Source organism: Bradyrhizobium sp. USDA 4451 (assembly GCF_054822585.1).
In genome coordinates this window covers 5,799,009-5,812,503 of the sequence record NZ_JBTRCH010000001.1, presented here as the reverse complement: position 1 = coordinate 5,812,503, position 13,495 = coordinate 5,799,009, and the positions used below count along the sequence as shown (strand labels likewise).

The 13,495-nt window shown below is 66.1% G+C and carries 12 protein-coding genes; 8 read left to right on the top strand and 4 right to left on the bottom strand.

Going from position 1 to position 13,495, the window contains the following annotated elements; translation table 11 throughout:
• Positions 1 to 229 precede the first annotated feature (229 nt).
• Entirely contained in the window at positions 230 to 967 is a 738-nt protein-coding gene (locus tag ACVMB0_RS26780; RefSeq protein ID WP_461348207.1) for a PopZ family protein, read from the top strand.
• A 161-nt stretch (positions 968 to 1,128) separates the two neighbouring features.
• Positions 1,129 to 3,996: a valine--tRNA ligase gene (locus ACVMB0_RS26775; RefSeq protein WP_461348206.1), complete on the top strand. Its 2,868-nt coding sequence runs from the start codon at positions 1,129 to 1,131 to the stop codon at positions 3,994 to 3,996.
• 4 nt (positions 3,997 to 4,000) lie between these two features.
• Here ACVMB0_RS26775 and ACVMB0_RS26770 read toward each other — a convergent pair whose 3' ends face one another.
• The gene (locus tag ACVMB0_RS26770) at positions 4,001 to 4,606 is read right to left on the bottom strand and encodes a DNA-3-methyladenine glycosylase (RefSeq protein WP_461348205.1); all 606 of its coding nucleotides are present in this window, start codon (positions 4,604 to 4,606) and stop codon (positions 4,001 to 4,003) included.
• Between the two features lie 132 nt (positions 4,607 to 4,738).
• Between ACVMB0_RS26770 and lipA the strand changes: the two genes are divergently transcribed.
• The 3 genes from lipA to ACVMB0_RS26755 all read left to right on the top strand — a co-directional run bounded on the left by lipA (position 4,739) and on the right by ACVMB0_RS26755 (position 6,788).
• A complete protein-coding gene (gene lipA, locus ACVMB0_RS26765; RefSeq protein WP_456754732.1) occupies positions 4,739 to 5,698 on the top strand; it encodes a lipoyl synthase in 960 nt (319 codons plus the stop codon).
• Between the two features lie 78 nt (positions 5,699 to 5,776).
• A complete protein-coding gene (locus ACVMB0_RS26760) occupies positions 5,777 to 6,316 on the top strand; it encodes a P-loop NTPase family protein (protein ID WP_456754733.1) in 540 nt (179 codons plus the stop codon).
• A 13-nt stretch (positions 6,317 to 6,329) separates the two neighbouring features.
• Positions 6,330 to 6,788, top strand: coding sequence for a type II toxin-antitoxin system RatA family toxin (locus tag ACVMB0_RS26755; RefSeq protein WP_461348204.1), 459 nt, complete (start codon positions 6,330 to 6,332; stop codon positions 6,786 to 6,788).
• A gap of 338 nt (positions 6,789 to 7,126) precedes the next feature.
• On the opposite strand, the gene ACVMB0_RS26750 is transcribed toward ACVMB0_RS26755, so the two are convergent.
• From ACVMB0_RS26750 to ACVMB0_RS26740, 3 genes are all read right to left on the bottom strand, one after another.
• Positions 7,127 to 7,525, bottom strand: a complete 399-nt coding sequence (locus ACVMB0_RS26750; RefSeq protein WP_461348203.1) for a BA14K family protein — start codon at positions 7,523 to 7,525, stop codon at positions 7,127 to 7,129.
• 172 nt (positions 7,526 to 7,697) lie between these two features.
• A complete protein-coding gene (locus ACVMB0_RS26745; protein WP_194454282.1) occupies positions 7,698 to 8,297 on the bottom strand; it encodes a CinA family protein in 600 nt (199 codons plus the stop codon).
• A gap of 1 nt (position 8,298) precedes the next feature.
• The gene (locus tag ACVMB0_RS26740) at positions 8,299 to 9,495 is read right to left on the bottom strand and encodes a bifunctional 2-C-methyl-D-erythritol 4-phosphate cytidylyltransferase/2-C-methyl-D-erythritol 2,4-cyclodiphosphate synthase (RefSeq protein ID WP_456754736.1); all 1,197 of its coding nucleotides are present in this window, start codon (positions 9,493 to 9,495) and stop codon (positions 8,299 to 8,301) included.
• Positions 9,496 to 9,779: 284 nt separating this feature from the next.
• Here ACVMB0_RS26740 and dusB point away from each other — a divergent pair, with 284 nt between their 5' ends.
• The 3 genes from dusB to ntrC are packed head-to-tail and all read left to right on the top strand — an operon-like array spanning position 9,780 to position 13,408.
• Complete coding sequence (dusB, locus tag ACVMB0_RS26735; RefSeq protein WP_461348202.1) at positions 9,780 to 10,781, top strand: tRNA dihydrouridine synthase DusB; 1,002 nt, start codon at positions 9,780 to 9,782, stop codon at positions 10,779 to 10,781.
• The gene (locus ACVMB0_RS26730; protein WP_456754738.1) at positions 10,778 to 11,953 is read left to right on the top strand and encodes a two-component system sensor histidine kinase NtrB; all 1,176 of its coding nucleotides are present in this window, start codon (positions 10,778 to 10,780) and stop codon (positions 11,951 to 11,953) included. The genes dusB and ACVMB0_RS26730 overlap by 4 nt, the downstream gene beginning before the upstream one ends.
• A gap of 12 nt (positions 11,954 to 11,965) precedes the next feature.
• On the top strand, positions 11,966 to 13,408 hold the full coding sequence (ntrC, locus tag ACVMB0_RS26725) for a nitrogen regulation protein NR(I) (RefSeq protein WP_461348201.1): 1,443 nt from the start codon (positions 11,966 to 11,968) through the stop codon (positions 13,406 to 13,408).
• The last annotated feature ends 87 nt before the right edge of the window (positions 13,409 to 13,495 follow it).

The following is a 13,495-nucleotide window of genomic DNA, read 5'->3' as shown; positions in this document are numbered from 1 at the left end:
TTTTATCGGGCAGCAAGCCGATTCGCGGCGCGCCGGCGTAGCGTGATGACGGGTGCGAATGCCACCTGTGGTCACGCTGCAGTGGGCGACACGAAGCTTGCACAAAGCCTCGGGCGGGCTTGATCTGGGGACAAGTCGGGCGGGAGCCGTGAAAATCTCCGCCCGCATCATCGGAACCGGCGAATCCTCTCGGGCTTGATGTAAAATAAGTTTCGATGTGGAGTCGGAGATGACGCAACCTGCGAAGGTCCAAGAGCCCTCGATGGAGGAGATCCTGGCGTCGATCCGTCGCATCATTGCCGACGACGAGGCGAAGCCGGGCGCTGCCGAGAAGCCTGCGGCCGCCGCACCGCCGCCGCCGAAGGTTGAGCCGCCGCCCGCAGCCAAGCCCGCGATGAAGAGCCCGCCGCCCGCAGCGCCACCGGCCGCGAAGGCCGCCGCGACCGCGCCGAAATCACCGCCGCCTGCGCCGGCGCCGGCCAGCAACAGCCAGGACGACATCGACTCGCTGCTCGCCAGTCTCGACGAGGCAACGCCGGCGGCCGAGATTCGGCCGTCTCCCCAGCCCGAAGCCCAACCGGAAGCCGACGTGTTCGAGCTCACCGACGACATGGCACTGCCGGACCCTGCCCCTGCGGCAGCCGCGCCGTCGTTCCGCAAGGTCGAGCCGCAAGATGATGTCGAGTTCACCGAAGCCCGCAGCCGGGCGCAGGAACCTGGTCGCGAACAGCCTGCAAGCGAGCCTGCGCCGATGCAGCAGATCATCTCCGGAACCACGATGCGAGCGGTCGAGTCCGCGTTCAACTCGCTGGCCAACACCGTGCTGAGCAACAATGCTCGGACGCTGGAGGATCTGGTCAAGGAGATGCTGCGGCCGATGCTGAAGTCCTGGCTGGACGACAACCTGCCGGGGCTGGTCGAGCGGATCGTCAAGGCCGAGATCGAGCGGGTCTCCCGCGGGCGGTAGCTCCGCGCGGGAGGCCGTGCTGGCCGCGAGGGCCTGGCGGCCTCCATTTCAGCCCCCAAATGCCCAAAACACCCAAAACGCCGTTTTGACGTACCGGTCCGGTTGACTTGGTGCGCTCCGGCGGCTTTCTAGCCTTTCCCCATGGTCCACAGCGCATTGTCATGATCGAGAAAAACTACCAGCCCGCCGATATCGAGCACCGCATGGCCCGGATCTGGGAGGACAGCGGGGCGTTCAAGGCCGGCCGGCCCGAGCGCAAGGATGCCGCGCCTTTCACCATCGTGATCCCGCCGCCGAACGTCACCGGCTCGCTGCATATGGGCCACGCGCTCAACAACACGCTGCAGGACATCCTGTGCCGGTTCGAGCGGATGCGCGGCCGCGACGTGCTGTGGCAGCCCGGCACCGACCATGCCGGCATCGCGACCCAGATGGTGGTCGAGCGTCAGCTGATGGAACGGCAGGAGCCGGGACGGCGCGACATGGGCCGCGCCAAATTCCTCGAGCGGGTCTGGCAGTGGAAGGCCGAGAGCGGCGGCACCATCGTCAACCAGCTGAAGCGCCTCGGCGCCTCCTGCGACTGGTCTCGCGAACGCTTCACCATGGACGAGGGCCTGTCGCGCGCCGTCGTCAAGGTGTTCGTCGAGCTGCATCGGCAGGGTCTGATCTACAAGGACAAGCGCCTGGTCAACTGGGACCCGAAGCTGCTCACCGCGATCTCCGATCTCGAAGTGCAGCAGGTCGAGGTCAAGGGCCATCTCTGGTACCTGCGCTATCCGATCGAGGGCCGGACTTTCAGCCCCGAGGATCCGAAGTCGTTCATCGTGGTCGCGACGACGCGGCCCGAGACGATGCTGGGCGACACCGCGGTCGCCGTGCATCCGGACGACGAGCGTTACGCCGATCTCGTCGGCAAGCACGTTATCCTGCCCTTGGTCGGCCGCAAGATTCCGATCGTCGCCGATGACTATTCCGATCCGGAGAAGGGCTCGGGCGCGGTCAAGGTGACGCCTGCGCACGACTTCAACGACTTCGAGATCGGCAAGCGCCACGGCCTGCCGCAGATCAGCGTGCTCGACCAGGAAGGCTGCCTCAACCTCACCGGCAACGAGGACTATCTGCGCGGCCTGCCGATGGGCGCGGACGAATTCGCCGCCGAGTTTGACAAGATCGAGCGCTTCGCCGCGCGCAAGAAGATTGTGGCACGGCTGGAGGAATTCGGCTTCCTCGAGCGAATCGAGCCCAACACCCACATGGTGCCGCATGGCGACCGCTCCGGCGTCGTGATCGAGCCCTATCTGACCGACCAGTGGTATGTCGACGCCCACACGCTGGCGCAGCCCGCAATGGCGGCGGTGCGCTCGGGCGAGACGACATTCGTGCCGAAGAACTGGGAAAAGACCTATTTCGAGTGGATGGAGAACATCCAGCCCTGGTGCATCTCGCGCCAGCTGTGGTGGGGCCATCAGATCCCGGCCTGGTACGGGCCCGACGGCAAGGTGTTCGTTGCCGAGACCGAGGAAGAGGCGGTCGGCAACGCGCTCGGCTATTACGTCGAGCAGGAAGTCATCACGCCGGAGCAGGGCCACGAGATGGCCACTGACCCCGCCAAGCGCGAGGGCTTCATCACACGCGACGAGGACGTGCTCGACACCTGGTTCTCGTCGGCGCTGTGGCCGTTCTCGACACTGGGCTGGCCGGACGATACGCCGGAGGTCGCGCGCTACTACCCGACCAACACGCTGGTGACGGGCTTCGACATCATCTTCTTCTGGGTCGCCCGCATGATGATGATGGGCCTGCATTTCATGAAGCAGGCGCCGTTCTCGACCGTCTACATCCACCGCCTCGTCCGCGACGAGAAAGGTGCCAAGATGTCGAAGTCGAAGGGCAACGTCATCGACCCGCTCGGCGTGATCGACGAATACGGCGCCGACGCGCTGCGCTTCGCGCTGACCCGCGAGGCGGCGCAGGGCCATGACATCCGCCTGTCGCCGCATCTGGTCGAGACCAACCGCAATTTCGCGACCAAGTTCTGGAACGCCTGCCGCTTCGCCGAGATGAACGAGTGCGTGAAGCCGGACGGTTTCGCTCCCAGGGGCGCAAAGGAGACACTGAACCGCTGGATCGCGCACGAGACCTCGCGCGTCACCCGCGAGGTGACCGAGACGATCGAGGACCATCGCTTCAACGACGCCGCCGCGGCGATCTACCGTTTCGTCTGGAACGTGTTCTGCGACTGGTACCTGGAGCTCGCCAAGCCGGTGCTGATGGGCGAGGAGGGCGCGGCCAAGGCCGAGACCCGCGCCATGATCGCCTGGACGCGCGACGAGATCCTCAAGCTGCTGCATCCGTTCATGCCCTTCATCACCGAAGAGCTGTGGGCCGTGACGGCCAAGCGCGACGGCCTTTTGGTGCTGGCGGCCTGGCCGCGCAAGCCCGGCGTGACCGGCGAGCAACTCGCGGCGATCGCGACCGCCGGTCCAGTGGCCGATCCGATCATTCCGCCTGTCGTTGCCGCGCTCGACACCGACGAGTTCAGCGATCCCGCAGCCGAGGCCGAGATCGGCTGGGTGGTCGATCTCGTCACCGCGATGCGCTCGGTGAAGGCGGAAATGAACATCCCGCCGTCGACACTGACGCCGCTGGTGATCGTGACGACGTCGGATGAGACGCGCGACCGCGCCCGGCGCTGGAACGACACGATCAAGCGCCTCGCGCGGTTGTCGGACATTTCCTTCGCCGACGCCGCGCCGGAGGGCGCCATGCAGCTTCTGGTGCGCGGCGAAGTCGTCGCATTGCCGCTGAAGGGCGTGATCGATCTGGCGGCCGAATGGGCTCGGCTGGAGAAGGAGCTCGGTAAGGCCGATGCCGACATCAAGCGGGTCGACGCAAAGCTCTCCAACGAGAAGTTCGTCGCCAACGCGCCGGAAGAGCTGGTCGAGGAAGAGAAGGAAAAGCGCGCCGCAGCTCAGGAGCGCCGGACCAAGATCCTCGAGGCGATCGAGCGGCTGAAGAAGGCGTCATAGCCGCTCAAAATCGCTTGCTGAGGAATTTCGATCCCTTCAGCCCGTAGCGCCAGGGCAGTTCGACCGCCTTGGTGATGCCGATCCGGATGCCGGTGACGATCTCGGGCGTCTCCAGCCGCGCATGCAGCGCGATCGGCGGGCGATCGAGCGGCAATTCGCTGTGTGCGATAGTGATGCCGAGTGCCTCGCAGAGCTTGCCGGGACCGGAGCACAGCGCGCGCGCGTCCTCCAGCCCGCGCCGCCGTCGCATCGCGGCGAGCCCATGGGTCGGCTCCAGCGCGCGGATCAGCACGGCGCTGGCCGAGCCCGGCTCCTCGCAGACGAAATTGATGCACCAATGGATGCCGTAGGAGCGGTAGACGTAGGAGAAGCCCGGCGGGCCGAACATCACCTGGTTGCGCGGGGTCGGGCCGTTGTAGGAGTGCGCCGCCGGTTCGGTGTGATGGTAGGCCTCGACCTCGGTGATGATGCCGCCGACGCCGCCGACCAGGAAGGTCGCACCGATCAGGTCGGGCGCGACCTCGAGCACGTTGCGGTCGAAGAAGGAGCGCTTCAGCGCCTTGCCGAGGCGCGGCGCGGTCGCACGGGTGAGGCGGGGTTTTTGAGCCATTTTGAGGTAGGAATCGGCGTGGAACAGGCCGCAACACTGCCAATATATGGGCTGATCTGCTAGCGTCGCGGCGCGGGTTGCGAGCCGCATCAACACCGATTAGCTATGGTTTCTCGCGACTTGCAGGCACCTATGGTCACCATTGTCGACACCATCTCCACCACTCAGCTCCGCCCGCGGCACCCCGAAAAGGTGAACCGGCCGGATGCCGTGTCGCCGCCGAAGCCGGACTGGATCCGGGTTCGCGCGCCGAACACGCGCGGCTATGCCGATACCCGCAAGATCGTGAAGGAGAACGGCCTCGTCACGGTGTGCGAGGAGGCGGGCTGCCCCAATATCGGCGAGTGCTGGGACAAGAAGCACGCCACCTTCATGATCATGGGCGACACCTGCACCCGCGCCTGTGCGTTCTGCAACGTCAAGACCGGCATGCCCGGCGCGCTCGATGCCGATGAGCCCGAACACGTCGCCGAGGCGGTCTCCAAGCTGGGACTGGCGCATGTCGTGATCACCTCGGTCGATCGCGACGATCTCGCTGACGGCGGCGCAGAGCATTTTGCGCAAGTGATCCGCGCCATCCGCGCGCGCTGCCCGACCACCACGATCGAGATCCTGACGCCCGACTTCCTGCGCAAGGACGGCGCGCTCGAGCGCGTGGTCGCGGCCAAGCCCGACGTCTTCAACCACAATCTGGAAACCGTGCCGTCGCGCTATCTGACGGTCCGTCCCGGCGCCCGCTATTTCCATTCGATCCGCCTGCTGCAGCGGGTCAAGGAGATCGACCCGACCATCTTCACCAAGTCGGGCATCATGGTCGGCCTCGGCGAGGAGCGCCACGAGGTGCTGCAGGTGATGGACGATCTGCGCTCGGCCGAGGTCGACTTCCTGACCATCGGCCAGTACCTGCAGCCGACCCGCAAGCATCACGCCGTGATGCGCTACGTGACGCCGGATGAGTTCGCCGGCTACGAGCGCGTCGCCTATACCAAGGGTTTTCTGATGGTGTCGGCGAGCCCGCTGACGCGCTCGTCGCATCATGCCGGCGAGGATTTTGCCAAACTGCAGGCGGCCCGCACGGCCCGCGGCCGCTAGATTTGTAAACGGCGGTAAGCCGGCGCCGTCACGCGCCGTTGCTTGATCGAGCCTTGATTGAGCCTTTGGACGGGACCAATGCAGCGTGTTCTGGTGATGGGATCGTCGGGATCCGGCAAGTCGACATTTGCGCGGCGGCTGTCCGTCATGACGGGCATCCCGACCGTGTCGATCGACGCGCTGTTCTGGAAACCGGGCTGGATCGAATCCGACAAGAACGAATTCGAGCAGCGCATGATCGCAGCCGCGCGCGAGCCGCGCTGGATCATGGACGGGAATTACACGCGATATGGCGCAGGTGAGCTGCGCCGCGAGCGCTCCGACACGATCATCTGGTTCGACCTGCCGCGATCGACCTGCATGCTGGGCATCGTCAGGCGCATTGCCGGCAGCTATGGCGAGGTACGCCCCGAGATGGCCGAAGGTTGCCCGGAGAAGATCGATCTGGAGTTCTTCCGCTACGTCTGGACCTATCGCCAGCAGCAGCGGCCGAAACTGCTCGAATATTTCAAGGAACTGCGCCCCGATCAAGCGCTGGTCTGCTTCACCGATCGGGCGCAGGCGGACCATTATCTGGAGAGCGTCGCACGCCGGCAAAACCGTGCGAGTATTCACTGATGCCAAAACTCTGATGCCAAGATTCTCAAGCAAGCGGCGGGTTCGCCACACCGCGTCTCAAATGTTCGATCTGGTCGCCGACGTCGAGCGCTATCCGGAATTCGTGCCGCTGTGCCAGGCGCTCAAGATCCGCCAGCGCACGCCGAAGGACGACGGCACCGAAATCGTGGTGGCCGACATGACGGTCTCCTTCAAGCTGGTCAAGGAAACCTTCACCAGCAAGGTGACGCTCGACCGGTCCAATCTGAAGATCCTGGTCGAATATCTGCGCGGCCCGTTCAGCAATCTGGAGAATCGCTGGAGCTTCGAGCCGAAGTCGGAGACCGAATGCGACGTCGGCTTCTTCCTGAATTACGAATTCAGGAGCCGGATGCTGGCGATGCTGATGGGCTCGATGTTCGATGCCGCATTCTCGCGTTTCGCCGCGGCGTTCGAGAAGCGCGCGGACCAGGTCTACGGCAAGCCGGCCTAGCGAAGCTGCTTGCCAAGGCTACCTGTCTCCGCAGGGGCGCACTGCCAAAACAGCGAAAACAACCCCATGCAAAGGAGCCGGCCGCGTGCATGCGACCCGGCAACTCGACATGTCGGGCAAATCAGCGGTATTATTCTACTATACAGAAATTGCAGGCCCGCTGACCCCGCGCGAGGGGACGTGGCCGTAGCCATGCGCGATTGCGCTGCCGTCATTGCGGGGCGATAGCGACGAAGCAATCCAGGTCTCCCCGCGTGGTGAGATGGATTGCTTCGCGCAGCGTGTCATCGGGCGCGCGTTCGCGCGCCCCGTGGGCTCGCAATGACGGAAGGTTGCCGTTACGGGCAGGAGCGGCGCACGCCGCCGGAGGCGATGTAGGTGCCGGACGCCGGGTCGTAGGTGCGGAAACGCTGCGAGCAATAGGCGTCGTTGTTGGCCTTGGCCTGGCTCGCCGCGATGGCGCCGCCGATGATCGCACCGGCCGCAAGCCCGCCGATGATCGCAGCGCCGTTTCCAACACGGTCGCGATAATAGCCGCCGCGGTAGCCGTAACCACCCCGATAGCCGTAACGCGGGCCGCCGTGCCAGTGGCGATACTGCACGTGTTCGACGGAGGCAGGCTGGTCCTGCAAGCGGGCGGCGGGTGCGAGCGGGGCGGCGAATGAGGGGGCGACAGTCGACAGCGTCATGGCGCCGGCAGTAATTGCGGCCACGACCAAAGTTCCCAACTTCATCATTTTCTCCTTGTTGTGGGATTTTGCCGTTCGAAGAACGGTCGAAACGGCAGAGTTGGAACAACAGAAAGCGGCGAGCCGGCGTCCAGGTTCCACCTGAGATAGGCGGCACTGGGCCGCAGTTGACTGAAGGGTAGCGAGACCTGCGCCCTGGCGCGATTCGACTCTCGTCGGCCTATCCGCGTGGCGGCCGTCGCCGTTTCGCGGCGTGGCTGCGCGGCGAACGGGCCACCCGTGGCCGCAACCGGCTGGCGGCCTCGCGGCGCGGCTTGGCGGCTTGCGGCGGACGCGCAAGCTCCATCAGCATGCGCAGCGCTTCGACGACCGAGCGCTGCCGCACCGTGCTGCGGCCGATCGCGCCGAAGCGCTGCTCGCGATGCAGGATGCGGCCGTCGCGCGCGGCGACGGCGAAATGCACCAGGCCGACCGGCTTGCCCGGCGTCGCGCCGCCGGGGCCCGCAATCCCGGTGATCGAGACCGCAAGGTCGACGCCGGCCTTTTCCAGCGCGCCGATCGCCATCGCGGTCGCGGTTTCCTTGCTCACCGCACCGAAGGTCTCGAGCGTCGCGGCCTTGACGCCGAGCATCACCCGCTTGGCCTCGTTCGAATAGGTGACAAAGCCGCGGTCGATCACGTCGGAGGAGCCGGGGATGTCAGTGAGCGCGCCCGCGACCAGGCCGCCGGTGCAGGATTCGGCGGTCGCGATGGTCAGCTTGCGCATCCGGCACAGGTCGAGCAGCGAGCGGGAGAGGGCACGAGCGTCGCTGCCGCCCATGTCAGGCACTCCAGCTCTTGTCGTCCCAGGGAAGACGGATGGTCGCGCTCGCGGTCGCTGCGATGCCTTCCTCGCGGCCGGTGAATCCGAGCCGCTCGCTGGTGGTCGCCTTGACCGCCACGCGCGAGACGTGGACGCCGGAGATCTCCGCGATTTTCGCCCGCATGGTGTCACGCAGCGGACCGATCTTCGGCCGCTCGCAGATCATCGTCACTTCGAGATTGGCGATCCGTCCACCACGCGCGGTGACACGCTCGACGGCGTATTTCAGGAACTGGTCGGAGGAGGCGCCCTTCCACTTGGCGTCGCTCGGCGGGAAATGCGAGCCGATGTCGCCGTCGGCCAGCGCGCCGAGGATGGCGTCGACCAGCGCATGCAGCCCGACATCGCCGTCGGAATGGGCCAGGAAGCCGCGTGTATGCGGCACCCGCACGCCGCAGAGCATGACATGGTCGCCGTCGCCAAAGGCGTGCACGTCGTAGCCGGTGCCGGTCCTGATGTCGCCGAGCTGGCTTGCGAGCCGCGCTTCCTCGCGCACGAAGTCTTCGGGGGTGGTCAATTTCATGTTGGCAGGATCACCTTCAAATGTCGCAACCGTCAATCCCGCCCATTCGGCAAGCGCGGCATCGTCGGTGAAATCGGAGCGCGCCTCGCGCGCGGCACGACGATGCGCCTCCAATATTACGTCGAAACGAAAAGCCTGCGGCGTCTGCGCGATCCGCAGCCGCGCGCGCTCCGGTGTCGCCTCGACGTCGCCGGCATCGCCGGTGAGCTTGATGGTGTCGGTGACGGGAATCACCGGGATCGCGGCGCCGGTCCGGCCGGCGGCGGCAATCGCGCGCGAGATCACGGCCGACGTGACGAAGGGCCGCGCGGCGTCGTGGATCAGGACGATGTCGGGCTTGTCGGCGGCGAGCGCCTCGAGCCCGGCATGCACCGAGGCCTGCCTTGTCGCGCCGCCCGGCGTCGGCGGCCGATGGCGAAGGCCCGCGACCGCCTCATCGAACAGCGCGGCGTCGTCGGGATTGACCACCGGCTGCACCGCAAACACGTCCGGATGCGCGGAGAACGCCTCCATGGCGCGGTAGATCACCGTCTGGCCGCCGATCATCCGGTATTGCTTCGGCCCGCCTGCGCCGGCGCGCAGCCCACGGCCGGCTGCGACGAGGATGGCTGCGGTACGCTCAGGCTTCGGCATTTTGAACCAATGACAGACGAATCGGGGATGAGGGGGGCGGCTGATACCGCCGCGCACAGCCCTTAGCATGACCGCTGCGCAAAAACAGAGCGTTTGCGATGACTGTGGGAAAAGCAGATTTTGTTGCAGTGCACTTGCGTCAGTGGTAGGAATGTCTAAACCGTAGGCATGAGCCTTGACTGCACAAGAATTGTGCGCAGAATAGACCATGTCAGCTGCAATGGCGTTGCTGACAAAACGGCGAGACGGCTGTGACCGGCGTGCAAAGTAGTCCTCGTAACCCATTGAAGATAGGCGATATTGCTATCGCCAACCGGGTTCTTCTCGCGCCCATGTCAGGGATCACGGACGCGCCCTTCCGGCGACTCGCGGCCACCCTGGGAGCTGGTCTGGTGGTCTCCGAGATGACGGCCAGTGATGATCTTGTGAACGGCAAGCCGATGTCGAAGCTGCGTTGCGAGGCCGCCGGGATCGGGCCGCATGTGGTTCAACTGGCCGGCTGCGAGACCCGCTGGATGGCGGAGGGCGCACGGATCGCCGAAGCCGCCGGCGCCGACATCATCGACATCAACATGGGTTGTCCGGCACGGCACGTGACCGGCGGCCAGTCCGGCTCGGCCCTGATGCGCGACCTCGACCACGCGGTGACGCTGATCGACGCGACGATTGCCGCGGTCAAGGTGCCGGTGACGCTGAAGATGCGGCTCGGCTGGGACGACCGCTCGCTCAACGCACCCGAACTGGCGCGCCGCGCCGAGGCGTCGGGCGTGCAGATGATCACCGTGCATGGCCGCACCCGCTGCCAGTTCTACAAGGGTGAGGCGAGCTGGACGGCGGTGCGTGCGGTCAAGGACGCGGTCACGATCCCGGTCGTGGTCAACGGCGACATCACCTCGTTCGACAAGGCTGTCGGCGCGCTGGACATGTCGGGCGCCGACGCCGTGATGATCGGCCGCGGCGCGCAGGGCCAGCCCTGGCTGCCCGGCCAGATTGGGCGCCGCCTGGAGACCGGGATCGCCGAGAGCACGCCGTCGCTCGCCGAGCAGCTCAAGCATGTTCGCGCGCTCTATGACGAGGTCTGCAGCCACTATGGCCTGCGCGTCGGCCTCAAGCATGCGCGCAAGCATCTCGGTTGGGCGCTGGAGATCGCGGCCGCCTATAGCTGCGCGCCGGCGGCGACCTTGAAGACCTGGCGACAGGCGATCCTGACTTCGGAAGAGCCGTCCAGCGTGCATCGCTCGCTCGAAGACGCCTACGACGATTTTGCCTGGAGTGCTGCCGCATGACGTCAGCCATGGAATTTCGCCGCCCCGTGCCGACCGACGGCGAGGCCATCCTCAACGCGCTGCCCAATCCGGTGCTGCTGGTCGCGCCCGATGGACGCATCGTCGATGCCAACATCGCCGCCGAATCCTTCTTCGAGATCTCGACCCAGTTCCTGCGCCGGCAGTCGCTGAAGGAGCTGGTGCCGTTCGGCAGCCCGCTGCTGGCGCTGATCGAGCAGGTGCGAACCAGCGGCTCGCCGGTCAACGAATACAAGGTCGATCTCGGTACGCCGCGGATCGGCGGCGATCGCCAGGTGGACCTGCACGTCGCGCCGCTGACTGAGCGGCCCGGTCACATCGTGGTGATGCTGCAGGAGCGCACCATCGCCGACAAGATGGACCGCCAGCTCACTCATCGCAGCGCGGCGCGCTCGGTGATCGCGCTGGCCGCGATGCTCGCCCATGAGATCAAGAATCCGCTGTCGGGCATCCGCGGCGCCGCGCAACTCCTGGAGCAGCAGGCGTCATCCGAGGACCGGCTGCTGACGCGGCTGATCTGCGACGAAGCCGACCGTATCGTCACGCTGGTCGACCGCATGGAGGTGTTCGGCGACGACCGCCCGGTGGCGCGCGGCCCGGTCAACATCCATTCCGTGCTCGATCATGTGAAGCGGCTGGCGCAATCCGGCTTTGCCCGCAACGTGCGTTTCATCGAGGACTACGATCCGTCGCTGCCGCCGGTGCTCGCCAACCAGGACCAGCTGATCCAGGTGTTCCTCAATCTGGTGAAGAATGCGGCCGAAGCGGTCGCCGATCTCGGCACCGATGCGGAGATCCAGCTCACCACGGCGTTCCGGCCCGGCGTCCGGCTGTCGGTGCCCGGCAAGAAATCGCGGGTTTCGCTGCCGCTCGAATTCTGCGTCAAGGACAACGGCTCGGGCGTGCCGGAAGACCTGCTGCCGAACCTGTTCGATCCCTTCGTCACGACAAAGCAGACCGGCAGCGGGCTCGGCCTCGCGCTGGTCGCCAAGATCGTCGGCGATCACGGCGGCATCATCGAATGCGAGTCGCAGCCGCGCAAAACCACTTTCCGCGTGCTGATGCCGATGTACAGCGCCGCCAAGCAACACGACCATAGCAACCGCGATGACGTTCCGGGTACGTCCTCGCCTGCCTCTCAGGACGCACGATGAGGAACAACAACAATGCCTGCAGGTAGCATACTTGTCGCTGACGATGACACTGCCATCCGGACCGTCCTGAACCAGGCGCTGTCGCGCGCCGGCTACGAGGTTCGCCTGACCGGCAACGCCGTCACGCTGTGGCGCTGGGTCAGCCAGGGCGAGGGCGATCTCGTCATCACCGACGTGGTGATGCCGGACGAGAACGCGTTCGATCTGCTGCCGCGGATCAAGAAGATGCGGCCCAATCTGCCCGTCATCGTGATGAGCGCGCAGAACACCTTCATGACCGCGATCCGCGCCTCCGAGCGCGGCGCCTATGAATATTTGCCGAAGCCGTTCGACCTGAAAGAGCTGATCACCATCGTCGGCCGCGCGCTGGCCGAACCGAAGGAGCGGGTCTCGAGCCCCGCCGACGACGGCGAGTTCGACTCGATCCCGCTGGTCGGCCGCTCGCCGGCGATGCAGGAAATCTATCGCGTGCTGGCGCGGCTGATGCAGACCGATCTCACCGTGATGATCTCGGGCGAGTCGGGCACCGGCAAGGAGCTGGTCGCCCGCGCGCTGCACGATTACGGCCGGCGCCGCAACGGCCCGTTCGTCGCGGTCAACATGGCGGCGATCCCGCGCGACCTCATTGAGTCGGAGCTGTTCGGCCATGAGCGCGGCGCCTTCACCGGTGCCAACACCCGCGCCTCCGGCCGCTTCGAGCAGGCCGAGGGCGGCACGCTGTTCCTCGACGAGATCGGCGACATGCCGATGGAGGCGCAGACCCGGCTGCTGCGCGTGCTGCAGCAGGGCGAATACACCACCGTCGGCGGCCGCACCCCGATCAAGACCGACGTCCGTATCGTCGCGGCCTCCAACAAGGACCTGCGCATCCTGATCCAGCAGGGCCTGTTCCGCGAAGACCTGTTCTTCCGGCTCAACGTGGTGCCGCTGCGGCTGCCGCCCTTGCGCGAGCGGATCGAGGATCTGCCGGACCTGATCCGGCACTTCTTCTCGCTCGCCGAGAAGGACGGCCTGCCGCCGAAGAAGCTCGACGCCCAGGCGCTGGAGCGGCTCAAGCAGCACCGTTGGCCGGGCAACGTCCGCGAGCTGGAAAACCTCGCCCGGCGGCTCGCCGCGCTCTACCCGCAGGACGTCATCACGTCATCGGTCATCGACGGCGAGCTGGCGCCGCCGGCGGTCACCTCGGGCAGCACTGCAACCGTCGGCGTCGACAATCTCGGCGGCGCGGTCGAGGCCTATCTGTCCTCGCACTTCTCGGGCTTCCCGAACGGCGTGCCGCCGCCGGGCCTCTACCACCGCATCCTCAAGGAGATCGAGATCCCGCTGTTGACCGCCGCGCTGGCGGCGACCCGCGGCAACCAGATCCGGGCCGCCGACCTGCTCGGCCTGAACCGCAATACGCTGCGCAAGAAGATCCGCGATCTCGACATCCAGGTCTACCGGAGCGGCGGGTAGGGCCGACGGGCGGGGCTTCAGGCCTCGCTACCGTTATTGAGTAGTCACAAATGGTTTTGAGGACACGGCGCCGCACTGCGGTTTGCG